The sequence below is a fragment of the Haemophilus sp. HMSC61B11 genome, assembly GCF_001838615.1.
Taxonomy (GTDB): Bacteria; Pseudomonadota; Gammaproteobacteria; order Enterobacterales; family Pasteurellaceae; genus Haemophilus_D; species Haemophilus_D parainfluenzae_AD.
In genome coordinates this window covers 69,598-95,423 of sequence record NZ_KV837955.1, presented here as the reverse complement: position 1 = coordinate 95,423, position 25,826 = coordinate 69,598, and the positions used below count along the sequence as shown (strand labels likewise).

Below are 25,826 nucleotides of genomic sequence, written 5' to 3'. Positions count from 1 at the left end.
TAGTGAATTATTTTAGGAATGTTACACCTTGCACAATTCGCTTAGCAGCGGCAATTGGAAGCTGTCCGATAAAGGTAATTTCTTTATCGCCCATTACTTCACTGTAAATCGTATAAGCCCCTTGTTTCCACGTATTTTCTTTTGCAGCGGTGCTGTCGGCTTTATTGACATAAAGGGTGAAAGTGAAAAGACCATCACTAAATAACGCATTTTCAATCACTTCACCATCTATCACATCTTGATTTTGTCGAACTAAATCAAAACCTTGTGGTAACCAATCAGTTTTCCAATTGATTGAAAGCGATGACTCTTGTTTCCCTTCACTTAAAAGTGGTGGCACTGACACCTTATTAAGGTAATCTGTTAAACCTCGTAGACGATTATCGATATATAACGTGACCACACGGAATTGATCAAGCAACTTACCTTCGCGATCAAGCATATCACCACGCAATAACAAACTATTTTCTTCATCTAAGAAAATGAGATATTGATAGCGAAAATCGTCTTTTGGCACAATGCGAATGGTATCGACAAATCGTCCTGCAATTCGGTCTTTTCCAAGCTTAATAAAATCATAATTCTGACTAAGCTTACTAAAATCAGTACGAATTACTGCAGGTAGTGCATCCACAATTTCACCACTGTTAATTGTGAAAGCACTTGAACCTGGCTGGAAATAGCTGACTAAATTACCGCGTTGGATGATTTCTTGTTGTTCACCATCTAATGTCACCAATTGTGCATACACTTTTTGCCCTTGCTTAATATGACGATAACGGAACGAGTCCATATTCGTTGGCGTAGTTTGCACAAAAGCAATCTCATAATTTAAATCCCGCATTGCTTGCGACATTTTATTTAATGACTGGATTGGCTCTTCTGCAAATGCCGTAAAAGGCAATAAGAATAATCCTAAAAGTGCGGTTAATTTGAGAAACGTTTTTTTCATAAATAAATCAATTGATCCATAAAAAAATTCACCACGCCTAGGTGGTGAATTATCGATTAATTGCTGTAATTATTTCGCTTGGTTGCTACCCACATTTAAGCTATCTGCATGCATACGACGCTGTAATTCATAGTTTTGCAACATCGTACCAATACGGCGATTTTTCTGCTCAACCTGTTCCGAAGTGGCTACATCTTTGGTCGGAGCGTTGTAACTTACTTCTTGAACAGAACTGTTAAATGGCAAGGTTTGTAAAACTGGGTTTTCAGGTGTAACCGAGGTGTTTTTCGCATTAAATGATTGTACACCTACTACTGCTACTAAACACACACCTGCAGCCACAGCAATTTGTGTCATTGGTGCAAAGAATGCTTTTAATTTTTGCACGAATGGTAAGCTATCGGCTTCCTCCGGTGTTGGTTGAGAAACAGTAATCTCAACATGTTTTACTTCTTCTAATTCAATTAAATCAGCCATTTTCGCCGTAAAATCAGCACCTAGCAACACTGGTGACTCTTTACGCATTACTGCTCTTACGGTGTGATATGCCGCCCAAGATTCTTGTGAATCTTTATCCTGACAAAGTTGTTCCGTCAACTCGGCACTGACTTCTTCTCCATCCATATAGGCTGAAAGTAACTCTTTTTGCATTTTATAAACTCCGACTTTATTTTAACGTTGCATAAGCGGTTGTATTTTGTTCTCAATCACTTCCCGAGCACGGAAAATGCGAGAACGTACAGTGCCTACTGGGCAATCCATTATTTCTGCGATTTCTTCGTAACTTAAACCTTCAAGCTCACGCAAAGTAATCGCGGTTCTTAAATCTTCCGGCAAACTGTGAATAGTATCAAATACCACTTTTTCAAGTTCGCTAGATAACATTTCATTTTCAGGGGTATCTACATCACGTAAATGGGTTCCCACATCGTAGCCTTCGGCATCTTCAGCCAGAATATCTTCGCTCGGTGGACGGCGCCCCTGTGCCGTTAAGTAGTTTTTCGCCGTATTTACGGCAATTCGATATAGCCAAGTGTAGAATGCACTATCGCCCCGAAAAGATTCAATGGAACGATAAGCCTTAATAAAGGATTCTTGTACAACATCTGGAATGTCGTTATGAGAAATGTAGCGGGTTAAAAGTCCGGCTACTTTATTTTGATAACGAGAAACCAATAAATTAAAGGCTTTTTTATCGCCTTGCTGCACTCTTTCTACCAAAGCCTGATCTGTTAGCTGTTCAGCCATATATCTCCTATGCTACGTCTAACACGCCTTCATATATTCAAGACAGCAAGCTATTGTTGCTTTATCAGACAGAGTTAAAATTGAAAAGTTCCTTATGTATAAAAAATTTCAAAAAATTAACGAACGTTCGTTTTCTGCACATCCTGGATATATTCAACCATCGCTTGCACTTCAGCATCTTCTGATTGACTGCCATTAAAAAACCACGAAAAAAGCTGTAAATCCGTACTGGCAAGTAAACGAATAAAAATATCTTTTTTATTATCAGTCAGTTGGTCAAAATGCGCTTTATAAAAAGGCATGATAATTTTATCCAACTCAAGCATGCCTCGACGACAATCCCATTCAATGCGGAGTTTATTATACTTATCCATAATTCCTCCCTAAATCATTGTAATTATACCTGATAAATTAAAAGTGCGGTTAAAAATTACCGCACTTTTTAATCGAAAAAATCGATTATTCTGTCACTTTGGCTTAATCACCGCATAAATCACGCCAGTTAATAATGCACCTATTGCAATTGCACCTAAGTAGAGTAATGGTTCAGAAACAAAAGGAATCACAAATAAACCACCGTGTGGTGCTTGCAGAGAAATATTTAATGCCATTGAAATTGCGCCAGCAGTTGCACCACCGATAACCGAGCTAATAATCACACGTAATGGATCGGCAGCCACAAACGGCAATGCGCCTTCAGAGATAAAGCATAAGCCTAAGACAAAAGAAGCTTTACCTGCATCACGTTGATTGCTGGTAAATTTACTGCGTGCAATCCAAGTTGCAATCGCCATACCAATTGGCGGCACCATACCTGCTGCCATAGCGGCGGCCATTGGGGTGTGAACTTGAGAGGCCAACATTCCCACGGAGAACGTATAAGCTGCTTTGTTTACTGGCCCCCCCATATCAATACACATCATCGCACCGATAATCGCACCCAACACCATCGCATTAACTTCACCCATGGATTTCAACCAATCACTTAAGGTGGTCATAATTTGTGAAACCGGTGGGTTAATCACATAAATCATGGCGAGGCCGACAATCAAAGTACCAAAGAGCGGTAGAATTAAAATCGGTTTTAAGGAAGTTAAACTTGCCGGCAATTTAATGGTTGCATTTAACCCTTTCACCACATAACCCGATAAGAAACCGGCAATAATACCACCTAAAATCCCAGCACCCGCTGTGGTGGCTAACATACCGCCAATGAGACCTACCGCAAGCCCTGGACGGTCTGCGATAGAAAAAGCCACATAGCCGGCAAATACTGCAATCATCAAATGGAATGCGGCACCGCCACCGATATCCATTAAGGCTTTTGGAATGCCATGGAAAATCGTTTCATCTTTGAAGGCTTCGATACCAAACATAAAGGAAATCGCGATTAGCAAACCACCGGCAACCACCAACGGCAACATGTGCGACACACCGGTCATCAAATGTTTATAGACGCCTTTTTTCTCACCGCTTTCTTCTGATTTCTCAGAAGATTTTGCTGCACCGCCTTCATAAATTTTCGCTTCTTTAAATGCCTTATCGAATTCCTGTGCCGTTTTCTTTAACGCCAAACCGGTCGACGTACGATACATCGGTTTACCTTGGAATTTATCTAACGGTACATCAATATCAGCAGCAACAAAGACTAAATCTGCTGCAGCAACTTCCTCTGGAGTAATCTCATTACCTGCGCCCACTTGGCCACGCGTTTCGACTTTTACCTGCCAACCTTGTTTTTTCGCATAAGTTTCAATGGCTTCAGCAGACATAAAGGTATGCGCGACCCCCGTCGGACAAGCTGTCACCGCGACAATATTTTTGACGCCAGAAACGCCGCCAAATTCAACCGCACTTTGAGCCGGTTGAACATAGTCCACTGCTTGATTAAGCGCATTCGTCAGCGTGACTTCAGGTGATGCAATTGCCGCATCTTCATTGGCTAAAAAGACTTTTTTGCCCACAAGTTCAGCAGAGTTTGGCAAAGTAGATCCGAAAACAATCACTAAATCCGCCTCTTTGGCTTGCTCAACCACAGTATGATTGGCTTTTTTCGCTGCCATGCTCAATGCTTGGCGAAGTAAATAGGCTTTTGCCGCACCAATTTGCGGAGATTGAGTTAAAAACAAATTCATTACATTATCCTTCAATCACAGAAATTTTGACATTCGCCAGAATTGGCTCAAGCAAGGCGGTATCGCTCACGCCCACGTTACTTTGCGAAACCGCAAAGGCAGAAACTGCACTTGCAAATGCTAAGGTGTCCGCTTGAGACAAGCCTTTTTCAATACCGTAAATTAGACCTGCCACCATAGAATCACCCGCTCCTACGGTGCTTACCACGTTTTCACATTTAGGTGGTTGAGCTTGAATAACAGCTTGATCATTCAGCCATAAAGAACCATTCGCGCCCATCGAAATAATGACGTTAGCAATGCCTTCTGCTTTAAGTTTTTTAGCTGCAGCAATAATTTCATCAAGAGAATTTAGTGGGTGACCAATCCACGCTTCCAATTCACGATGATTTGGTTTCACCAACCAAGGATGGGCTTTCAAACCTGCTGTGAGTGCAGCATTACTGCTATCTAATACGACTTTCACACCAGCTTGATGTAACTGATTAAGCCAATCTGCAAATAATTCAGGACTGACACCACGCGGTAAACTGCCGCAAACCGCAACGATGTCAAAGTTTTGGCAATACGCTAATGAATCTACTGTAAATTGCTGCCAAGCTTCTGGGGTGATTTGATAACCTAAGAAATTTAGGTCTGTCACATCGGCTTCGGTTTCCGTAATTTTTACGTTAATGCGAGTTTTACCTGCTACGCGATGAAATTTATCTTCTAAGCCTTGTTTTTTAAATAGGGTTTCGAAATCACCCACGTTGTCTTCACCTAAGAAGCCACCAACCGCGACATCTACGCCCAAGTCTTTCAACACCTTGGCAACATTAATGCCTTTTCCGGCAGGGAAAAGACCAAGTGTTTCAACAGTATTCACTTCGCCGATTTCAATACGCGACAAACGCCCGACTAAATCGTAAGCGGCATTTAAGGTAATTGTTGCTACTTTTGCCATCACTTACTCCTTACCTTCACCTAAACCGCTTTCAATGACTGCGCCGATACCGTCAATCGCTTGTTGAGCTTCTTCACCGCTCGCCACAAAACGTAAGCGATGACCTTTCACGACACCGAGCGCCACAATTTTCATCAGACTTTTTGCGCTGACTAATTGGCTATCACGATCTAAGTTTTGTACCGCAACAGACGCATTGTATTTTTTCACTTCATTAACCAGTACCGCACTTGGACGAGCATGTAAACCATGTTCATTACGAATCATAAATACGGCTTCAATGGCATCGGCTGGTAAACCTGTTTTTTCTTCGTGAATTTGTGGTGCGTGCTCACTGCTTACTTCAATGGTATCCGGTTCAGCTGGTGGCACGGTAGAGACCGCTTCGCCAAGCCCACTCGCAATAATCTTACCTAAGGCTTCAATGGCTTGTTTTGCATCATCACCTTCTGCCACAAAACGTAAGCGATGACCTTGAGTCACACCCAATGCCACGATTTTCATTAAACTTTTTGCACTAACCAGAGCGGTTTCTCGAGTAAGATTTTGTACGGTAATCTTGGAGGCGAATTTTTTCACTTCATTAACAAGTACGGCACTTGGGCGAGCATGCAAGCCATGTTCATTACGAATCGTAAAGGTACCAATCACTGTACCTGTCGCGATTTGGTCTTCAGATTGAGTAGCTGGCGAAGCCGGCACTTTACCGCCATTAAGTGCGGTCAAAATTTGCTGCGTATTACCACTTAATAAAATATTTTGGACTTCATCATCCAATAAACGTGCTAACGTCTCATTGATTTGGTCACTGACAGCCGAAATCGTCAATACACCTTTCACCGCTTTGCCATTATGATTAAAAATGGTTTTCGCACGACTGAATGCCAACGCATTTTTCACGTTACCAGATACGGCATCTGTTACCCATAACCCTTTGCCAAGTGGCAGAGCAGAATTGGAGACTACTTCAGAAACAAAGCTATTTTCAACCGCACTTTGCTGTTGTAATTTGCCTGCATTGATAGCGGTAAGGGTGAGCAAACTTTGCGTTTCAATATCTAAACTTAATGTTTCTTCAGTCATGCTAAAAGCATCGCTTTCACCTAATAAAATCGCTCGGAATTTTTCAACATCGGTTAATGTCGCCAACTGTGCTGCGGTGTCTTCATCACCTAAAACATGCGTTAATTGACGAAGTAAAGCAAGATGCTCATCAGAACGGGCAGCAATACCAATCACAACATAAGCAATATTGCCTTCTCCCCACTCAATACCTTGTGGAAATTGGAAAACTTGTACACCAGTTTTTTTCACCATTGAACGGGTTTCTAATGTACCGTGTGGAATCGCAATCCCATTGCCTAAAAAAGTGGAGGTTTGTTGTTCACGTCCAAGCATGCCTTGCAAATAACCTTGTTCAACCTTGCCAGCTTGCTCTAACGCACTTGCAGCCATTTCAATAGCTTGCAGCTTATTTGTTGCTTTAGCATTTAAATGAATGTTGCTTTCCGAAAGTTCTAACATTCTTGCTCCTTCACATTGATGATTTAAAAAAGAAAAGCTGCTGATGAGATCGCTCATCAACAGCTCAAATTGATTATTGGCCGGTACAGGCTTTGAGTAGCATTTCGCTACCTTGGGAAATGTAAGCGTCATTTTCACCGCGCTCTTTGCCTTTTTGCAAATCACGCATTGCATCGTAGATCCCTTGTGTCACACTTGGTGAATCCACTTTTTGCCAACAATTCGCGCTTAAGCGACTGAAGTTGGTTTGTAATGCTTCTGCATGTAACACACCACTGTAATAAGCATACACATCAGAGTCATGACCACCTGTGTAGAGTTTATCTTGAATTTGTTTGATTGGCACAACAATACGACCGAGATACCAGTCATTTGCACCACTTGCAAAATTATCCACAAAGAAATTTTTTGTTACACGATCTTTATAGGTTGCCACAGTGGCTTCATAAGCAGCTGCATAAGATTTTTGGTCGATTTTATCTTTATCTAAATCAATGACCTTTTTGTCTTTACCCATAAACGGAATGTAAGAGGTTATATCTGAAATTGAAGAACAACCTGCAAGCATCACTGCTACAAAGAATACCGAGATTTTTTTAAACATTAAATTTTCCTTATTATAGGCAGTTAAAACTGCTGTTAATTATACTTAGAATGAGGGATTAAGCAAGGCGACGCCTAGTACTACGCCGACTCTTTGGTTACACTGCTGTCTTTGACAATAGAAACTAAAATTTGATCAATTTTGAAGTTTTCAGTATCAATAACTTCAAATTTATATTTATCGTATAACACAAAATCGGTTTTTTTCGGGATTTTGCGTAACATATACATCATAAAGCCACTGATAGTTTCGTAATTTTCTGAATCAGGGAAAGATTCAATATCTAAAGCACGCATAACATCTTCGAGCGGCGTTGCACCATCAATCAACCAAGAGTTTTCATCGCGGCTGACGATTTGCTCTTCTTCGTTGGAAACCAATTCACCCATCACAATACTCATCACATCGTTCAAGGTAATTAAACCCATCACAAGTGCATATTCATTGACGATAATGGCAAAATCTTCACCCGTAGATTTAAATAACTCCAATACCTCGTATAACGAAAGCGTGTCTGGAATAAATAACGCTTTACGCAATAAACGGCTATCGGTTAAATCCACTACTTCCTGTTGAAGATAGAGTGTTAATAAAGTATGAGATTCCACATAACCTAAGATCTTATCCAAACCATTATCACAAATCACTAATTTAGAATGAGAGTCTGCTGATAAGGTATTCAACACTTCCTGACGGGAGAAAGTGCGGTCTAAAAACACGATATTTTCACGGGTTGTCATCGTGGAAGAGACTGTCCGCTCTTGCATATCAAAGATATTCTCAATTAAATAATGCTCTTGTGTTTTTAACACCCCCGCTTCAGCCCCAGCTTCCACGATTGCCACGATATCCTCTGGTGTCATATTATCTTCACGCTTAGTGGATATCCCCATTAAATGGAAGAAGATATTAGAAAGACCATCAAAAAACCATACAATAGGTTTTAAGAAGAAAATGAAGACTTGCATAATGCCAATAGTCCGTAAAGCCACACCTTCAGGATTAATCAATGCGAGACGTTTCGGAATTAAATCGGCTAATAAAACAAATGTTGTTGTTACCATGAAAAAAGCAATCCAAGAGGAGGCTGGCTCAACCCATTCTGCCTTAGTGTATTCATGTAAAAAACTCTGTAAGTGAAGACTAATTGTTGCCTCACCAATCACCCCTCCAAGTACGGCGACCATATTGAGTCCAATTTGGACCACAGTAATAAAACGTCCTGGCTGCTCCTGTAACTTTAAGACCTTCTCCGCTTGGATATTACCTTCATTAGCCAACGTTTGTAATTTAATGCGTCTCGCACCCGCGAGAGAAATCTCAGCCGATGATAAGATTGCACTAACAATAATTAATACGATTAAAATAAAAATCGCTGCAGATAAACTCATAATGTTCTCTTTATTGGTTTTAAAGTGCGGTCAATTTACCGCTAATATTTAGCTTAGAAATGTTATTATTAATCTGTTAGGGCGTTCTATGACGCCCATTTGAGAAACGCTAATTTTCGCTGTCGAACCAGCCGCGCACAAATTGCACTGAAAGGAAGAGGGTAACTAATAGGAACGCATAGAATACCCAAGATAAAATTGGATGGCTTGGTGTAATATCACCGCTAATTTCTTTCACCGAAACGGCATTACGATATTCATCAAACATCGTCATTCGCCAACCATAATATTTGATTTGTACTAATTTATTTTCATTGCCGAAAGCCTGAGCTTGAGCCTGTAAATTAGCTGAACCAAATTTGAAATAAAATGGAAAACTCCAACGGGTATCTTCATTACGATACACCATGATTTTACCATCATCATTTTGTGTATTGATAAAATACACATCGCGCGTTGGACCATCAGCCGGATTCGATTTTGTAATCGGGCCATCTTTATCCACACGTTTCACTTCCACACCCGTTACTCGTGTCACATCATAGTGTGGGAAAACGTAGTCCACCACAGCGAACATAAAGCTGTGGAAAACAAAGACTACTAAAAATAAAAAGTACTTAAAAAACTTACGCATAAAACTCTCTCATTTAAATCGATGATTTATTGTACATTAATTTTAAATAAACGCTCGAAGTTTTGTGTACTAATTTGCGCAAATTCTTCTACTGATAGCCCTTTTAACGCCGCCACATACTCACACACTTCACGTGTATAGGCAGGTTGGTTCTCTTTACCACGATAAGGCACTGGGGCTAAGTAAGGCGAATCGGTTTCAACTAACAGGCGATCTGCCGGCACATAACGAATAGCTTCGCGGATACTTTCCGCATTTTTAAAGGTAATAATACCGGAACAAGAAATATAAAAACCTAAATCAAGTGCCTTTTTCGCAAAGTCTAAGGTTTCCGTAAAGCAATGAATTAATCCACCGCACTTTTCAGCATGATGCTCACGCAACATGGCGATGGTATCTTCTGGCGCTGAACGCGTATGAATAATCACGGGCTTATCTACTTCATTCGCAATTCTAATTTGATCCGCAAAAACCGTTTGCTGCAACGCTTTATTATCGGCGCTGTAATAATAATCCAAACCGATTTCGCCAATTGCGATCACTTTTTTATCTTGTGATAAATGTAATAAACGCGCTGCATCGTAAGGTTCTTCTTCAAGATCTAAGGGATGCACGCCGCAAGCTAAAGACACATTCGGAAATTTGGCTAACTCAGGGTAAGCTTTTTCAAAACGACTTAATGTCACGCCAATCGCCAATAAATGCTTCACATCTCGTGCGTTGGCTTTGGCCACCACATCAGCAATATCTTTGTGTAAATTTTCATAATCCAATGCATCTAAATGGCAATGGGAATCTACGATAAACATAATTTATTTAGTCCTTAAATACGTCGGTAATTAACTTTGTCAAACCATCTAGTAGCATTAATTCCGTATTAACGCCATTAATGGTAAGTAAATCCGAGCGTACTTTTTGCATAATTTTATTTGCGGTTAATAACCCAAGCGCTGTTTGTTCGTCTGCAAATTGAGTTACACCTGTTTTAAGATCAAGTGTTTGCCAGCCAGTTTGGATCTCAAGTTTGTATTTAATGGCATCGCTTAAAAACGCTAAAATCCAATCCACTTGCTGTATGGTGTGTTCTTTTTCAAAGAAAGGCAAAATTTCCAAAGGCGAACGACGACGATAAAACAGCCAAAATTGGCGTAGAAAATTCTTTCGTTGTTCAATTAATCCTTGCTGGAGTGTCTCTAATGCTAACAGTGGACGCCCCAAATTCATCGCAAGTGCGGTCAATAATTCGGATGTTTCTGCCTGAAATTGAGAAGAAAGCCAAGTTAAGGCTTCCGCTTCCGTTGGCAAAGGCACATTCCACACTTGGCAACGGCTGTAAATAGTCGCTAACAACGAAGAGGATGGCTCTGTTTGCAATAAGAAATACGTGTTCGGACGCGGCTCCTCCAAAGTTTTGAGCAAAGCATTAGCCGCCGCTTCCGTAAGACGTTCCGCATCCTGGATATACACTAATTTATTGCCATTTTGTTGTGCGTGTTGGCTGACAACTTCATTAATCGCCCGCACCTGATCAACACCAATGTCTTTACCTTCTTGAGAAGCTAAAACATGAAAATCAGGATGGCTTTGTGCAATCATTAAGTGGCAAGCATGGCAATTGCCACAAGGTGCATTATCTGGCGTTTGACACATAATGCGTTTTGTCAAAGCATCAAATAAACTTTCTACCCCTAGCCCTTGATCGACTTTAATTAACAAAGCATGATGCCCCAAACCTTCGCTAAAAGTTTGGCTAATCTTGTTATAAGTGGGCACTAACCAAGGATAAAGTTCGCTCATTTTGCTTGTGAAACCCACCAATTTTTGACCGCACTTTGAATGTCCTCTTGTACTTGTTCCAAAGGCTGACCCGCATTAATAATCGCGGCTTTCGGATTATTCTGTACCAACTCCAAATAACGTTGGCGGGTACGATGGAAAAAATCAAGCCCTTGCTGTTCAATACGGTCTAATTCACCACGACCTCTCGCACGAGCAAGTCCTTCTGCAGGATCAATATCTAAATACAGTACAAAATCAGGCTCAAAATCACCTAACACCATATTTTTTAAATTCGCCATAAGCGTTTGGTCAAACTGACGCCCACCGCCTTGATAGGCCTGTGAAGACATATCATGACGATCGCCAAGCACAGTCTTGCCTGCCGCTAATGCTGGCTTAATCACATTTTCTACCAATTGAACTCGTGCCGCATAAAGCATCAATAATTCAGCTTTATTGGTAACGGGTTCTTCCGTTTCATGTTTGATTAAATGCCGCAATTTTTCTGCTAACGGCGTACCACCTGGCTCACGAGTAAACACAATATCGTTTACACCAAGGGATTTTAATGTATCCACCACCGTTTGTATGGCAGTACTTTTACCTGCACCTTCCAGCCCTTCAATGACGATAAATTTGCCTTGCATTAGTTGGCTCCTTTTTGTTGGCTACGATACCAACGTAAATATTCTTGTACCGCTTTATTGTGCTCATTCAGATTGCGGGTAAATTTATGACCGCCACTTCCATCTGCAACAAAATAATAAAAATCTGTTTTTGCTGGATGCGCCACAGCCTGTAAAGCACCCTCACTTACCATCGCAATCGGTGTAGGTGGTAAACCATCAATCATATAGGTATTGTATGGAGTTATCGTTTCCAAATCCTTCTTACGAATATTACCGGTATAACTCTCACCCATTCCATAAATCACAGTTGGGTCAGTTTGTAGTTTCATATTGGCTTTTAAACGATTAATAAATACTGAGGCCACTTGTGGACGCTCCGCCGCAATCCCCGTTTCTTTCTCTACAATAGAAGCCAAAATGAGCATTTGATAAGGATCCGTTAATGGGAGATTTTCATCTCGTTCACTCCAAGCTTTATCTAAGGCTTTTTGTAGACGACTAGTTGAACGTTTTAATAATTCAAGATCTGTTGAATTTGGGGTGTAATTGTAGGTATCTGGATACAACCACCCCTCCATGTTATTCCATTCGTAAACGGCTTTTGCAACGGCTGGAATATCCAATAACGCCATGATCTCTTTATCCGTTTTACCTTGCAAGGTTTGTTTTAAGTGCGGTGCGTTTTCAAGGTTTTTACGCCATTCCTTGAACGTTTTACCTTCAATAAACTTCACACTAAATTGTGCTTCCTTGCCGGAATTAATCATATCCAATAAATCTTGCAACGTTTTCACGCCCGTTAAAGAATAAGTCCCCGCTTTCACTTTGTTTAGCTGGGGTTGTAATTTCAATAACCAAGGCAATAAATCTGCATGCTCAAGAATATTTTCTTGCTCTAATAAAGCTGCAAGTTTACTGCCAGTGGTTCCTCGCTCAATCGTAAGCAATTGATCTTGTGTGACATTCACTGGCGTATGAACAAAACTTGTTAGTTTTTGATAACCCCAAAAACCAACGCCGCCAAGAATTAGCAGAAGAATCAGTAAAAAGATAAAAAATTTTTTCATGTATCACTCAATTTATAAAAACGACAAAAGGGGCAAAATGCCCCCTTATTCTAACGGTTTCTGTTATTTATCGAAATATTGAATATCAGCATTTTTACGTAATGCTTTTACCCAGTCTTTGGTTGCATCTTGTAATTGGCTATTCACGATTTGTTCGTAAGCTTTTTGACGATAGGCATCTTCTGTTTTATCGCCATCACGACTACCGGTTACTTCGAGAATATGCCAACCAAATTCAGATTTAAATGGAGCAGAAATAGTACCTTGTGGGGTTGTTTCAACCATTTTTGCAAATGGACCTACATAAGCTTCAGGGAAAGCATAGCCTAAACTTCCACCATTCGCACCTGATAAATAATCTTTAGAGTATTTTAATGCCGCATCAGCAAATGTCATTTTGCCCGAAATAATCTCGCTACGAATACGCTCTAATTCTGCTTTTGCTTGTGCATCGTCCAATAGTGGATTTAATTTTAATAAAATATGACGAACTTCATACTCTTTACCCATCACTTTTTGCGCCGTACCTTTTGCTTTCGCTTCATCAAGCATTTGTTTACCCAATGCCTCCACTTGCTCACGAGTGACATCTACGCTGTTTTGAATGGCATGATTACGCACGCCCGCCATTAACATTTGGCGAGAAATTTGTTGTTTAAATGCATTTAAGGAAATACCTTGATAATCCAACGCATCTAAGAATTGACCATAAGTTAAACCATTTTTCGCTGCAATATCTTCTACGATACGGTTTACTTCTGCTTGGTTGACTTTTACACCCGATTCTTTGATGGCCTTCTCTGTTAGCATGTCGTCAATAATTTTATCTAGCGCAGCACGTTGGCTACCTTTTTTGCCCATCACAGCATTCACTTGGCTTTGTAAAATTGGCGTACCATTTACAGTCGCCACTACACGCTCTTCTGCTTGTACTTGAGAAAAAGTAAACAGACCGATCATGGCAAATAAAAAAGATTTTAACATTGATTTTTTCATTTTAGTTATCTTAAAAAATAATAGGATAATGCTCGTTAGATTATCAATTTTATCAAAGGTTCACAATAGGCTGATCGTTATTTAGGCAATAATGCCACTTCATAACAACCATCATATTTTAATGTACGCACCTGAACTTGTTCATCACGGGAAGTCGGCACATTTTTACCTACATAGTCTGCCCGAATTGGTAATTCACGATGTCCACGATCTACAAAGATGACCAATTCAATTTTAGCTGCTCGTCCAAAATCTGTTAACGCATCCATCGCAGCACGAATGGTTCTTCCAGTGAATAATACATCATCAATCAAAATGACTTCTTTACCCTGAATATTCATATAACTGGAGGCACCGCTATACACAGGAGTTGGATTTTCAGGTTCAACATACTCTAAGTCATCACGGTAAAACGTGATATCCAATTCCATCATTGGAAGACTTACACCATTCAACTCTTCAATGCGACGTTGAATCAATTCAGCAATTTCGGCACCACGACGTTTCACCCCAACTAAAATCACATTATTGAAATCTTGGTGCTTTTCAATAATTTCATGGGAAATACGTGAAATTGTACGTAAAAATCTGTCTGCATCAATAATGATTTTTTCCATTTTATCTCTCGCTTTATTTATACCGCTTAAAGTGCAGTTAAAAAACACGGATTTTTTGACCGCACTTTTACTGGAATATTAACCGAATTCTAGCTCTACCGCATTTTCGCCGAGCAAATTCACCAATTCTGTTAGAATCTCATCCGTTGGTGTAATCGACCATTGGATCCCTAAACGCAATAACGCACGACCTTTTGCACTTTGATAATATACGTTAATTGGTAAAGTGCCTCCACTAACAGGCTCTAACATTTCTTTCAGTTTCTTAATAAAACTTGGGCTAATCTGCTCCTCTGACAAACTGATTGCCAAAGATTTCGCATAACGGGAACGCGCCTCATCTAAAGTCATCAAATCCCGCACCGACATTTTTAATCCACCTGAAAAATCGTCAAAACTCACTTGACCAGATACCACTACAACCGTATCTTTTTGCAGTTTCTCACCAAATTGGTCTAAGCTTTCTCCAAATAGGGTTAAATCCAAACGTCCAGAACGGTCATCAATGGTTGCGATACCGATTCGATTGCCTTTTTTCGTCGTCGCGAAACGTGTTGCGACCAACAAACCGGCTGCTGTGCTAATTTGCCCACGGCGATTTGGCGTGAGATCTTTTAATCTCGTAGAACTGTAATGAGAAAGCTCTTTTAAATAACGAGTTACTGGATGGCTGCTTAAATACAAACCAAGGGTTTCACGCTCACCATCTAAAATTTGTTTTTCTGTGTAAGGCGGCGTGTGCGCGTAAGCATTTTCCACTTCTTCGTGTGTTTCTGTCAGCACTCCGAACATATCGGCTTGCCCCATGGCCTCATCTTTGGCATGCTGATCTGAGGCTTTGAGTGCATCTTCTAGATTCTTAGATAACGCTGCACGGTGTGGTCCTAGCTTATCAAATGCGCCTGACATAATCAGACTTTCAAAGGTACGACGGTTAATTTTTTTCAAATCAACACGAGCGCATAAATCAAATAAATCTCTGAAAATCCCACCTTCATTACGAGCGGTAATCAGTGCATCAATCGGACCTTCACCCACACCTTTAATGGCGCCGATACCGTAAACAATTTCACCATTTTCATTCACGCTGAAATGATGTTTCCCTACATTGATATCAGGTGGCGTGACTTTTAAGCCCATACGTAAACATTCATCGTACAAGCCAACAATTTTATCGGTATTATCCATTTCCGAGGTCATTACCGCTGCCATAAACTCAGCTGGGAAATGGGTTTTCAGCCAAAGGGTTTGGTAAGATACCAATGCATAAGCAGCGGAGTGCGATTTATTAAAACCATAGCCGGCAAATTTTTCCACCAAGTCGAAAATCTTCATGGAAAGCTCACCATCAATGCCATTTTTTTCAGCGCCTTCTTTAAACACTGAGCGCTGTTTCGCCATTTCTTCCGGCTTTTTCTTACCCATCGCACGACGTAATAAGTCTGCACCACCAAGAGTATAACCCGCTAGCACCTGAGCAATCTGCATAACTTGCTCTTGGTACAAAATAATACCGTAAGTTGGCTCTAAAATCGGTTTAAGGCTTTCATGTTGGTAATTTGCATCGGGATAAGAAACTTCTTCTCGACCATGTTTACGGTCAATAAAGTTATCCACCATGCCCGATTGTAATGGGCCTGGTCGGAATAATGCCACCAACGCGATAATATCTTCAAAACAGTCTGGCTGTAAGCGTTTAATCAAATCTTTCATCCCGCGCGATTCCAACTGGAATACGGCGGTCGTTTCAGACCGTTTCAGCAACTCAAAGGATTCGGGATCATCCAATGGAATAGCAGCAATATCGACTGGCGGTTTGCCTTCACGAGCAAGGCGAGCGTTAATCATATCCAACGCCCATTTGATAATGGTGAGTGTACGCAAACCTAAGAAGTCAAACTTCACTAAACCTGCATATTCCACGTCATTTTTGTCAAAGTGAGTAACAGGATGAAGCCCCTCATTGTCACAATAAAGTGGTGCAAAATCTGTAATCAAAGAAGGGGAAATCACCACGCCACCTGCGTGTTTACCCGCATTTCTCGTGACCCCTTCTAGCTTACGTGCCATATCAATTAGGGCTTTGACTTCTTCATCTGAATCATATGCCACTTGTAACTGTGGTTCAGCCTCAAAAGCCTTGTCTAAAGTCATGCCGGGATCAGGTGGAATCATTTTCGAAATACGATCCACAAAGCCATAAGGATGCCCTAATACGCGACCTACATCTCGAATTACTGCTTTCGCTGCCATGGTACCGAAAGTAATAATTTGTGATACCGCACCACGACCATAGGTGTCTGCCACATGATCGATAACGCGATCGCGTCCATCCATACAGAAATCCACGTCGAAATCAGGCATGGAAACACGTTCTGGGTTGAGGAAACGCTCAAAAAGAAGATCGAATTCAAGGGGATCCAAATCGGTGATTTTTAGTGCATAAGCCACCAATGAACCCGCACCCGAACCACGTCCCGGCCCTACTGGAATATCATTGTCTTTTGACCACTGGATAAACTCCATGACGATTAAGAAGTAACCCGGGAAACCCATTTGGTTGATCACATCCAGTTCGACTTGAAGACGCTCATCATACTCTGGTCGTCTTTCTGCCCGCACTTTTTCATCAGGGAATAAAAACGCCAAACGCTCTTCCAAGCCTTCTTTGGCTTTCATCACCAAATAATCTTCCGTGCTCAGCTCGCCAGTTGGAAATTGAGGGAGGAAATATTGCCCCAAACGTAAAGTCACATTACAGCGTTGCGCAATTAATACCGTATTTTCAAGTGCAGAAGGAATGTCCGCAAATAAGTCGCACATTTCTTCTTCTGAACGGAAATATTGTTGCTCTGTATAACGTTTTGGACGTTTTGGATCGTCAAGAGTATAGCCATCATGAATAGCAACTCGAATTTCGTGTGCCTCAAAATCATCAGGCGCAAGAAAGACAACATCATTGGTTGCGACAAGCGGTAAATCATGTTCCTCAGCTAATTTTAATGCAGCTTGAATATAACGTTCTTCATCTGGTCGGCCGGTTCTGGAAAGCGAAAGGTAAAAATGGTCAGAGAAAAATTCTTGATAAAAACTGACCGCACTTTCAGCTTCAGAGCTATTTTCTTTAAGGAGTTTTTTAGCAATATCACCTTGTGTGCCACCCGATAAAATAATCACACCTTCACGGTGTTCAATCAACCATTCTCGGTCAATATAAGGAAGATCCACATAGCCGCGCTGATAGGCTTTTGAAAGCAGTAAAGTGATGTTTTTATAGCCTTCATTGTTCTTAGCAAGTAAAGTGAGGGTAAATAATTCCTCACCGCATAGATCGCTTTTAACATGAACATCTGCACCAATAATCGGTTTAATCCCTGAAGAAAGGGTTTCACCATAAAAACGCACCACACCGCAAAAATTCGTAAAATCTGTTAATGCCAACGCGACCATGTTATCTGCTGCACACGCCTTGACTAATGGTTTCACTTTCGCGATTCCATCAATCATAGAAAAATCAGTGTGCGTACGAAGATGCACAAAACGTAGTTTGGCTGACATTCAAATTCCTTGTTAAGTAAAAGTGCGGTTAATTCTAACGGGATTTTGCAATTGGCTCAATAAAACAAAATGCGAGGCCAAACCCCGCATTTCCAACTTACATTTATGATTATTTTCTTGCCAATGGTGGCACGAAAGTTAAACCTAAATCCCAAGGTTGTTCAATCCAAGTATTTTGTGGAATATCAATCACGTAATCATCCACTAACTCAGCACCTGCTGGTTTTGCGAATACTGTGACAAATTTTGCTTTCGGATACATTTCACGAATTGCACGAGCAGTGTTGCCGGTATCCACTAAATCGTCTACCACGATCATTCCCTCACCATCACCACTTGCACGGTGTAATACTTTTAATGCACCTTGTTCATCGTGATCATAACTGGCAATACACACGGTTTCCACGAAACGAATATTTAATTCGCGAGCAAGTACCGCTGCTGGGAATAAACCACCACGGCTTACTGCGATGATACCCTTCCACTGAGTGGCAGGAAGTAAACGTTCCGCTAATTTGCGGGCATGCATTTGGAACATATCCCAAGTCACAACATATTTTTCGCTCATAACAAATCCCTTAAACTTTGTCGCTAAATAAAAAAATTGCGGAATTTTAACCTGAAATGGCGTTTTATGCTATGATTTCCGCAAAAATTTTAATGAAAAAAGGAGTTCATTATGTCAGAAATTACCACATTACAACCGCAATTACTTTGGAAATGGTTTGATCAAATTTGTGCGATTCCGCATCCTTCACATCATGAAGATGCACTCGCCACTTTTATTGTCAACTGGGCGAAAGAAAAACAATTCTTTGCAGAACGTGATGAGGCCGGCAATGTATTAATTCGTAAACCGGCTACAGCCGGGATGGAAAACAGCCAACCTGTTGTCTTACAAGCACATTTAGATATGGTGCCGCAAGCGAATGAAGGCAATCCACATAACTTCGCTCAAGACCCAATTCGCCCTTATATCGACGGTGATTGGGTAAAAGCGCAAGGTACGACACTTGGCGCGGATAACGGTATTGGTTTAGCCTCTACCTTAGCGGTATTGGAAAGTACCGATATTGCACACCCACCACTTGAAGTGTTACTCACCATGACTGAAGAAACCGGCATGGATGGTGCCGTACACCTTAGTCGTAACTGGTTAAAATCGGAAATCTTAATTAATACCGATACCGAAGAAATCGGTGAAATCTATATTGGTTGTGCTGGTGGGGTGAATGCTAATGTTGAACTACCTGTTCACCGTGAAAGCAATTCATTCAGCCATAGTTTGCAAATTAACTTAAAAGGTTTACGAGGCGGTCACTCTGGTTGTGATATTCACACCACACGTGCGAATGCAATTAAAGTATTAGCACGCTTATTAGCAAAACTCTCACAAAATCAACCGCACTTTGCCCTTGCAGAAATTCGTGGTGGCTCAATTCGTAATGCGATTCCACGTGAAGCGGCTGCAACCATTTGCTTCAATCATGATGTAGAAAGCGTAAAAAGTGCGGTTAAAAATTTTGAAGTTTTATTGGAAGAAGAGCTCGCTATCGCTGAGCCGAACTTAACCTTAACCGCTGAGCAAGTTGAAAATCCACAACAAACCTTCACGCTTGAAAGCACCCAAAAAGTGATTAATTTGCTGAATGTGTTACCAAACGGTGTCATCCGCAATAGCGATGTGATTAAAAATGTCGTGGAAAGCTCGTTAAGTATTGGTGTGTTAAAAACCCTTGAAGATAAAATCGAAGGTACTATTCTTATTCGCTCATTGATTGAAAGCGGTAAAGAGTATGTAGAAGAAACCTTAACTTCACTCGCAAAACTCACGGGCGCGACAGTTGAATTTTCAGGTTCTTACCCAGGTTGGAAACCAGTAAATGACACCGCAATTTTGACATTAATGAAAAAACATTATGCAGAAGTGCTTGACAAAGAGCCTGAGATTAAAGTGATTCACGCGGGGCTTGAATGTGGCTTATTGAAAGAACATTATCCAAATATTGATATGATTTCTGTGGGGCCAACTATTCGCAATGCGCATTCGCCAGATGAAAAAGTCCAAATTTCAACAGTACAAACATACTGGGAATTACTCACTAATGTCTTAGCGGATATTAAATAATCTATGAATAAAAAGGGCTAAATATTACATTTAGCCCTTTGTTTTTTTTATCTTTTATAAACTACGTAATGCTTCGATACGTTTTTCAAGTGGAGGGTGACTCATAAAGAGTTCGCTACGTTTGCCATTAATCATAAAGGCATTAAGTGAACCTTCCATCTCTTGTGGCTCATGAATTTGTTGTAAACGTTGCAATGCCGCAATCATTTTTTCTTTACCGACAAGGTGCGCAGAACCGGCATCTGCGCGGTATTCGCGATATCGTGAGAACCACATTGCGATAATACTCGCTAAAATACCAAATACAATTTCTAACACCATTGAAACCAAGAAATAAATGCCTGAACTACGGCTTTCTTCATCACCATTACGAGAACTTGCTACCACATTAGCAATTACACGAGATAAGAAAATCACAAAGGTATTCAATACGCCTTGTAATAAGGTCATGGTCACCATATCGCCATTCGCGATGTGTGAGACCTCATGAGCCAATACCGCCTCAGCCTCTTCTTCCGTCATGGAGTTCAATAAACCGGTACTAATCGCTACTAAAGAATTGTTTTTAGTTGCCCCCGTAGCAAAAGCATTCGCATCATTAGAATGGTAAATCGCCACATCTGGCATTGGGATGCCTGCTTGTTGTGCTTGACGACGTACCGTTTCTACCAACCAGCGTTCTGCCTGATTACGTGGTTCGGTAATTACTTCCGCACCCACAGAACGCAATGCCATGGTTTTTGATAAAAATAACGAAATCAATGATCCGGCAAAACCGAAAAGCATCGCCATAATTAAAATGCCACCTGTGCTATTTCCTGCAATACCGGTCACATTTAAAATAATCCCTAACACAAGCATCACAGCAAAGTTAGTAGCTAAAAATAAAAGGATTCGCATCATAATAAAGTTCCTCAATAAAATAGAAAGTAAACACTGCAATAATGGAGAATTTTTTACAAAATTCAAGGTTAAACAAATAATTTATTGTAAATCTTCTAAGGTATTAAAATTTACAAATCGGCCTTCTTGTTCGTCAAATTGGACAGCAACCGCGCCATTTTTGTTCATAAATTGTAATAAACGACGTTCGCCTTCGTTTAAATAAGCGCGTAACTTCTCTTTAAGCTGAACGGACATCAAACAAAATGTCGGGTGTTCACGCGCTTTATCTTTTGCATAAGCTATTAAAGTGCGGTCATTTTTAACCGCACTTTTTAGTTTTTCTAATAAGTTTTGTGGAAAATATGGGCTATCACAAGGCACAAAAAGTACAAAATCTGTTTTAGCTTGTTCGAGTGATGTTAGCATACCACTCAACGGTCCCTGAAAATCAGGCAATTCATCTGAAAATACAGGGAAACCCCATTGTGCATATTCCTCATGGTGACGATTAGCATTAATCGAAATATCAATCACTTGAGGTTGTAAGCGCTCAATCACATGGCTAATTAACGGTTTATTTTTTAAAAGCTGTAAGCCTTTATCCGCTCCATTCATTCTCCGTGCTTTTCCACCAGCCAAAATAACCGCACTTATTGTATATTCCATATTTTCTTATTGCCTTATTTGAAGTATGATCTAGTCTTATTTTTCTCCATTTAAAAGGAAATAGCAATGAAATGTAAGCGTTTAAATGAAGTTTTGGAACTTTTACAACCTTACTGGTCTAAAGACCCAGATCTTAGCTTGCTACAAATTTTGCAAAAAATTGCTGATGAAGCAGGTTTCGATAAGCCCGTAGCAGAATTATCTGATGAAGTGATTATTTATCATTTAAAAATGCACGGTACAGATAAACTTGAGCCGATTCCAGGTATCAAAAAAGATTATGAAGAAGATTTTAAAACCGCATTGTTAAAAGCGCGCGGAATTATTAAATAAGGAAAACAAATGAAAAAAGTTTTATTTTTACTCGGTGCTTTATTTTCATTTAACGCATTCGCAGCTAATTTAGAAGAAGGCAAACAATACATTCAAGTGAGCCAAACCGCTTCTGCACAGCCTGAAGTGATTGAATTTTTCTCTTTCTACTGCCCGCATTGCTATGCCTTTGAAATGGAATACCATATTCCAAAACAAGTTGCAGAAAGCTTACCAAAAGGCACTGAATTTAAACAATATCACGTTAACTTCTTAGGTCGTCAATCTGAAAACCTCACTCGTGCATGGGCATTAGCGATGGCGCTTGGTGCAGAAAGCAAAGTGAAAGCGCCTTTATTTGAAGCCGCACAACAAGATAAATTAACCTCAATGGACGATATCCGTAAAATCTTCATTGATAACGGCGTGACTGCTGAACAATTTGATAACAATATCAATAGCTTTGCTGTAAACGGTTTAGTGAATAAACAAGTGAATGCGGCTGAGCAGTTTAAAGTACATGGCGTACCTGATTTCTATGTGAATGGCAAATATCGTGTAAACCCTGAAGGCTTAAATTACGATGATTTCGTCAAAGATTATGTAGAAACCGTGAAAGGTTTATTGCAAAAATAAAAAAAAATTGGTTTAATGCTTGCCGTTTTTAAATATAAAGAAGAGAGATGATTATGGCTGCTAGTTTCAGTGTTACTCGTCGTTTTTTTGACGACAAAAACTACCCACGCGGATTTTCCCGTCACGGTGATTATACAATCAAAGAATCCCAAGTATTAGAGCAATATGGTCAAGCGTTTAAAGCATTAGATTCAGGCGAACGCAAGCCAGCGACAAAAGAAGAAAAAGAATTTGTTGCTTTTTGCCGTGGTGAACGTGCACCGGAAACTTTCTTCGAAAAAACCTGGAATAAATATCGTACTCGCATTAACACAACAAAACGTGTTTACACCTTATCAGGTGATGTGAGCGAAGCGGCTTCTGGCGGCGAAGATTATTCTGGCGAATAATACATTTTAAAAGGCAGGCAGAAGCTTGCCTTTTGCTTTTTACTCAATCCCACGCTTGCCAAGGGCTGTGGGATATTTATCATTCAAACGTAAACATCAATGCAACTACCCGTTTCCCAATATACCGAACTCCTGCAAAAAAAGACTGAAAAACTGACCGCACTTTTGCAGCCTTTTAACGCCCCAGAAATAGCCGTGTTTGATTCGCCGACTAGCCATTATCGGATGCGTGCAGAATTTCGTATTTGGCATGATAAAGGCGATTTTTATCACATCATGTTTGATCAAAGCACCTTGCAGCGTTATCGAGTGGATGAATTCCCAATTGCCAGTGAACTAATTAATCGCATGATGAAAGCTTTACTGCCATTGTTAAAAATGCAGGAAGTGCTACATAAAAAACTGTTTCAAATTGATTATTTGAGCACGCTCAGCAATAAAATTATTGTAAGCCTGCTTTACCACAAGCAACTCACGGAAGAATGGCAAAGCGCTGCAGCAAACCTAAAATGTGAATTACAACAACTTGGCTTTGATGTGCAGCTAATTGGTCGTGCGAGTAAACAAAAAATCTGTTTAGAGCAGGATTTTGTCGATGAAGTGTTACCGGTGAAAGGGCGTAATTATATTTATCGCCAAGTAGAAAACAGCTTCACTCAGCCAAATGCAGTCATAAATTGCAAGATGTTGGAATGGGCGATTGATTGCACTCAAGGTTCTCAAGGCGATTTATTAGAGCTGTACTGCGGTAACGGCAATTTTTCTATCGCCCTTGCACAAAACTTCCGCAAAGTACTTGCTACTGAAATTGCCAAGCCATCCGTTGCGGCTGCACAATTTAACATTGCGGAAAATGGCATAGATAATCTGCAAATTATCCGTATGTCGGCAGAAGAGTTTACCCAAGCAATGAATGGTGTACGTGAGTTTAATCGCTTAAAAGGCATTGATTTAAAAGCCTATCAATGCAATACGATTTTTGTTGACCCACCACGAGCAGGGCTTGACCCTGACACGGTAAAACTGGTACAGAATTACGATCGTATTTTGTATATTTCCTGCAATCCACATACCCTTTGTGAGAATTTGCAAACCCTAAGCCAAACCCACCGCATTGAAAAAGCGGCGCTGTTTGATCAATTCCCTTACACAGATCATATGGAAAGCAGCGTATGGCTGGTGAGAAAATAAAAATTCAACTGCTTGCCGAAGCGGGAACATTGTCAGAATTGACCGCACTTTGCGCCCCTCTTGGTATCGAGCATTGTACTGAAAGCCCACTTGCATTGGTGCAAACTGAAACTCACCTAGCCCTACGCAAACTGGATGAACCCAAGTTGGGCGATGTGTTTGTAGATTTCGTAGCTGGTGCGATGGCGCATCGTCGTAAATTTGGTGGTGGACGTGGCGAAGCTATTGCCAAAGCTGTAGGTATTAAGGGTGCAGAATTGCCGAGCGTGATTGATGCCACAGCAGGACTTGGTCGAGATGCGTTTGTTTTAGCTTCTATCGGTTGCCAAGTGCGTTTAGTGGAGCGTCATCCAGTGGTATATTTACTATTGCAGGATGGCCTCAATCGTGCCTATCAGGATGCAGAAATAGGCGAAATGATGCAGCAAAATATGCAATTATTGGACGTTCATCATATTACCGAACTCAATCCACAAACCGAGAGTGCCGATGTGGTGTATTTAGATCCAATGTATCCGCACAAACAAAAATCTGCCCTAGTCAAAAAAGAAATGCGCGTATTCCAACATTTGGTTGGTGCAGATTTGGATGCCGATGAGCTCTTGACACCAGCGCTACAATTAGCCCGTAAACGCGTGGTGGTAAAACGTCCTGATTATGCGGAATTCTTAGCGCAAAAAGCGCCCCATGTTAGTCGTGAAACCAAAAATCACCGCTTTGATATTTATATGGGAGAAGCACGATGCTAAAAGAAAGTGCCATTGTGATGAGCTATGATGCAGAAACCGGTCTTGCTAAAGTGAAATGTCAGTCACAAAGCGCCTGTGGAGCTTGTTCGGCTAGAGAAGCCTGTGGAACAGCTTCCCTGTCTGAACTCAATGGAAAACGAGGCGAGCATATATTCACGCTCGAAACCATTACGCCACTGCGTACAGGCCAAATGGTGGAAATCGGCCTAGAAGAAAAATCCATGTTATTTTCTGCATTATTAATGTATATCGTGCCGCTTTTCACTCTATTGATTGCAACATTGCTTTCCAACTATATCAGTGAAAATGAACTCATTCGTGCGATTTTAATCTTTATTTTGACCGCACTTTCCTTTGTCATGGTTAAACGTTACACCAGAAAACTCGGTCAACAAACGGAATTTCAGCCTGTTTTGTTAAGAGTATTGTCTTAAGCCAAGTTTTTAATCAAGCATAGTCGAAAAGCCATATATTTTACGATATGATACCAAATATCTTATAAACTAATTTTTTTACCTAAGGATGCATAAATGGCAAATATTTCACAGAAAAAAAGGGGGGAAATGCTCTCTTTTTTGCAATCACTCAAGCAAACTCATTCTGATGATGCTTCGATTATTGCGCTCAATGAGATTGAAAATGCCCTGTTAAATAAAAAATACGGTTTAGTCTGGGAAGAACATTCCGAGCATGTGGATGAAATGCTACAAGAGCATATTCCTGTTTTTATTGAAGATACGACACGTAAAATCACGACTTCCGATTGTCCAGCGATTGTCCAGCGATTGTC

At 40.6% G+C, this 25,826-nt stretch carries 28 protein-coding genes; 8 read left to right on the top strand and 20 right to left on the bottom strand.

Features of this window, described 5'->3' with window-relative positions; all coding sequences use genetic code 11:
* Positions 1-7: 7 nt before the first annotated feature.
* From rseB to gpt, 18 genes are all read right to left on the bottom strand, one after another.
* Positions 8-952: a sigma-E factor regulatory protein RseB gene (gene rseB / locus HMPREF3263_RS01360; protein WP_005694898.1), complete on the bottom strand. Its 945-nt coding sequence runs from the start codon at positions 950-952 to the stop codon at positions 8-10.
* Positions 953-1,021: 69 nt separating this feature from the next.
* Positions 1,022-1,603 (bottom strand): sigma-E factor negative regulatory protein, encoded by a 582-nt coding sequence (locus HMPREF3263_RS01355; protein ID WP_005694899.1) that lies wholly within the window; start codon positions 1,601-1,603, stop codon positions 1,022-1,024.
* 21 nt (positions 1,604-1,624) lie between these two features.
* A complete protein-coding gene (gene rpoE / locus HMPREF3263_RS01350; RefSeq protein WP_005694902.1) occupies positions 1,625-2,200 on the bottom strand; it encodes an RNA polymerase sigma factor RpoE in 576 nt (191 codons plus the stop codon).
* A 116-nt stretch (positions 2,201-2,316) separates the two neighbouring features.
* On the bottom strand, positions 2,317-2,574 hold the full coding sequence (locus HMPREF3263_RS01345; protein WP_005694903.1) for an FAD assembly factor SdhE: 258 nt from the start codon (positions 2,572-2,574) through the stop codon (positions 2,317-2,319).
* Positions 2,575-2,667: 93 nt separating this feature from the next.
* A complete protein-coding gene (locus tag HMPREF3263_RS01340) occupies positions 2,668-4,335 on the bottom strand; it encodes a fructose-specific PTS transporter subunit EIIC (protein WP_070852841.1) in 1,668 nt (555 codons plus the stop codon).
* Between the two features lie 4 nt (positions 4,336-4,339).
* Entirely contained in the window at positions 4,340-5,281 is a 942-nt protein-coding gene (gene fruK, locus HMPREF3263_RS01335) for a 1-phosphofructokinase (RefSeq protein WP_049375878.1), read from the bottom strand.
* 3 nt (positions 5,282-5,284) lie between these two features.
* Entirely contained in the window at positions 5,285-6,805 is a 1,521-nt protein-coding gene (gene fruB / locus HMPREF3263_RS01330) for a fused PTS fructose transporter subunit IIA/HPr protein (RefSeq protein ID WP_070852839.1), read from the bottom strand.
* Positions 6,806-6,878: 73 nt separating this feature from the next.
* Positions 6,879-7,409, bottom strand: a complete 531-nt coding sequence (locus tag HMPREF3263_RS01325) for a hypothetical protein (RefSeq protein ID WP_005699145.1) — start codon at positions 7,407-7,409, stop codon at positions 6,879-6,881.
* Positions 7,410-7,489: 80 nt separating this feature from the next.
* Complete coding sequence (locus tag HMPREF3263_RS01320) at positions 7,490-8,800, bottom strand: polyamine export protein PaeA (protein WP_005699177.1); 1,311 nt, start codon at positions 8,798-8,800, stop codon at positions 7,490-7,492.
* A gap of 109 nt (positions 8,801-8,909) precedes the next feature.
* Complete coding sequence (locus HMPREF3263_RS01315; protein WP_005699103.1) at positions 8,910-9,434, bottom strand: DUF1523 family protein; 525 nt, start codon at positions 9,432-9,434, stop codon at positions 8,910-8,912.
* Positions 9,435-9,460: 26 nt separating this feature from the next.
* Positions 9,461-10,243: a YchF/TatD family DNA exonuclease gene (locus HMPREF3263_RS01310; protein WP_005699088.1), complete on the bottom strand. Its 783-nt coding sequence runs from the start codon at positions 10,241-10,243 to the stop codon at positions 9,461-9,463.
* 7 nt (positions 10,244-10,250) lie between these two features.
* On the bottom strand, positions 10,251-11,231 hold the full coding sequence (locus HMPREF3263_RS01305; RefSeq protein WP_005699095.1) for a DNA polymerase III subunit delta': 981 nt from the start codon (positions 11,229-11,231) through the stop codon (positions 10,251-10,253).
* Positions 11,228-11,860 (bottom strand): dTMP kinase, encoded by a 633-nt coding sequence (gene tmk / locus HMPREF3263_RS01300; protein ID WP_005699134.1) that lies wholly within the window; start codon positions 11,858-11,860, stop codon positions 11,228-11,230. The genes HMPREF3263_RS01305 and tmk overlap by 4 nt, the downstream gene beginning before the upstream one ends.
* Positions 11,860-12,909: an endolytic transglycosylase MltG gene (gene mltG, locus HMPREF3263_RS01295; RefSeq protein WP_005699140.1), complete on the bottom strand. Its 1,050-nt coding sequence runs from the start codon at positions 12,907-12,909 to the stop codon at positions 11,860-11,862. The genes tmk and mltG overlap by 1 nt, the downstream gene beginning before the upstream one ends.
* A gap of 63 nt (positions 12,910-12,972) precedes the next feature.
* Positions 12,973-13,905, bottom strand: a complete 933-nt coding sequence (locus tag HMPREF3263_RS01290) for a peptidylprolyl isomerase (RefSeq protein WP_032804162.1) — start codon at positions 13,903-13,905, stop codon at positions 12,973-12,975.
* A 77-nt stretch (positions 13,906-13,982) separates the two neighbouring features.
* The gene (gene pyrR, locus HMPREF3263_RS01285) at positions 13,983-14,522 is read right to left on the bottom strand and encodes a bifunctional pyr operon transcriptional regulator/uracil phosphoribosyltransferase PyrR (RefSeq protein WP_005699159.1); all 540 of its coding nucleotides are present in this window, start codon (positions 14,520-14,522) and stop codon (positions 13,983-13,985) included.
* Positions 14,523-14,600: 78 nt separating this feature from the next.
* Positions 14,601-18,080 carry a DNA polymerase III subunit alpha gene (gene dnaE, locus HMPREF3263_RS01280; protein WP_005699176.1) on the bottom strand — a complete coding sequence of 1,160 codons (3,480 nt, stop codon included), beginning with the start codon at positions 18,078-18,080 and terminating at the stop codon, positions 14,601-14,603.
* 109 nt (positions 18,081-18,189) lie between these two features.
* The gene (gpt, locus tag HMPREF3263_RS01275) at positions 18,190-18,648 is read right to left on the bottom strand and encodes a xanthine phosphoribosyltransferase (protein ID WP_005699092.1); all 459 of its coding nucleotides are present in this window, start codon (positions 18,646-18,648) and stop codon (positions 18,190-18,192) included.
* Between the two features lie 111 nt (positions 18,649-18,759).
* On the opposite strand from gpt, the gene HMPREF3263_RS01270 reads away from it, so the two are divergent.
* A complete protein-coding gene (locus HMPREF3263_RS01270; protein WP_070852838.1) occupies positions 18,760-20,208 on the top strand; it encodes an aminoacyl-histidine dipeptidase in 1,449 nt (482 codons plus the stop codon).
* 54 nt (positions 20,209-20,262) lie between these two features.
* Here HMPREF3263_RS01270 and htpX read toward each other — a convergent pair whose 3' ends face one another.
* Positions 20,263-21,114, bottom strand: coding sequence for a protease HtpX (gene htpX / locus HMPREF3263_RS01265; protein ID WP_198429573.1), 852 nt, complete (start codon positions 21,112-21,114; stop codon positions 20,263-20,265).
* A 78-nt stretch (positions 21,115-21,192) separates the two neighbouring features.
* Positions 21,193-21,759, bottom strand: coding sequence for a molybdenum cofactor guanylyltransferase MobA (mobA, locus tag HMPREF3263_RS01260; protein ID WP_065242597.1), 567 nt, complete (start codon positions 21,757-21,759; stop codon positions 21,193-21,195).
* A gap of 66 nt (positions 21,760-21,825) precedes the next feature.
* On the opposite strand from mobA, the gene HMPREF3263_RS01255 reads away from it, so the two are divergent.
* The 7 genes from HMPREF3263_RS01255 to HMPREF3263_RS10830 form a co-directional block, all read left to right on the top strand.
* Entirely contained in the window at positions 21,826-22,092 is a 267-nt protein-coding gene (locus tag HMPREF3263_RS01255) for a YihD family protein (protein WP_005694923.1), read from the top strand.
* Positions 22,093-22,101: 9 nt separating this feature from the next.
* Positions 22,102-22,707: a thiol:disulfide interchange protein DsbA gene (locus HMPREF3263_RS01250; protein WP_065242598.1), complete on the top strand. Its 606-nt coding sequence runs from the start codon at positions 22,102-22,104 to the stop codon at positions 22,705-22,707.
* A gap of 53 nt (positions 22,708-22,760) precedes the next feature.
* Complete coding sequence (locus HMPREF3263_RS01245) at positions 22,761-23,096, top strand: MaoP family protein (protein ID WP_032804166.1); 336 nt, start codon at positions 22,761-22,763, stop codon at positions 23,094-23,096.
* Positions 23,097-23,195: 99 nt separating this feature from the next.
* On the top strand, positions 23,196-24,287 hold the full coding sequence (gene trmA / locus HMPREF3263_RS01240) for a tRNA (uridine(54)-C5)-methyltransferase TrmA (protein WP_065242599.1): 1,092 nt from the start codon (positions 23,196-23,198) through the stop codon (positions 24,285-24,287).
* Positions 24,269-25,036, top strand: a complete 768-nt coding sequence (locus HMPREF3263_RS01235; RefSeq protein ID WP_005699107.1) for a class I SAM-dependent methyltransferase — start codon at positions 24,269-24,271, stop codon at positions 25,034-25,036. Before trmA ends, HMPREF3263_RS01235 begins: the two co-directional genes overlap by 19 nt.
* On the top strand, positions 25,030-25,470 hold the full coding sequence (locus HMPREF3263_RS01230) for a SoxR reducing system RseC family protein (RefSeq protein WP_005699123.1): 441 nt from the start codon (positions 25,030-25,032) through the stop codon (positions 25,468-25,470). The genes HMPREF3263_RS01235 and HMPREF3263_RS01230 overlap by 7 nt, the downstream gene beginning before the upstream one ends.
* 96 nt (positions 25,471-25,566) lie before the next feature.
* Positions 25,567-25,826 (top strand): methyltransferase (locus tag HMPREF3263_RS10830; RefSeq protein ID WP_070852883.1); only part of this gene is annotated, 260 nt, incomplete at its 3' end.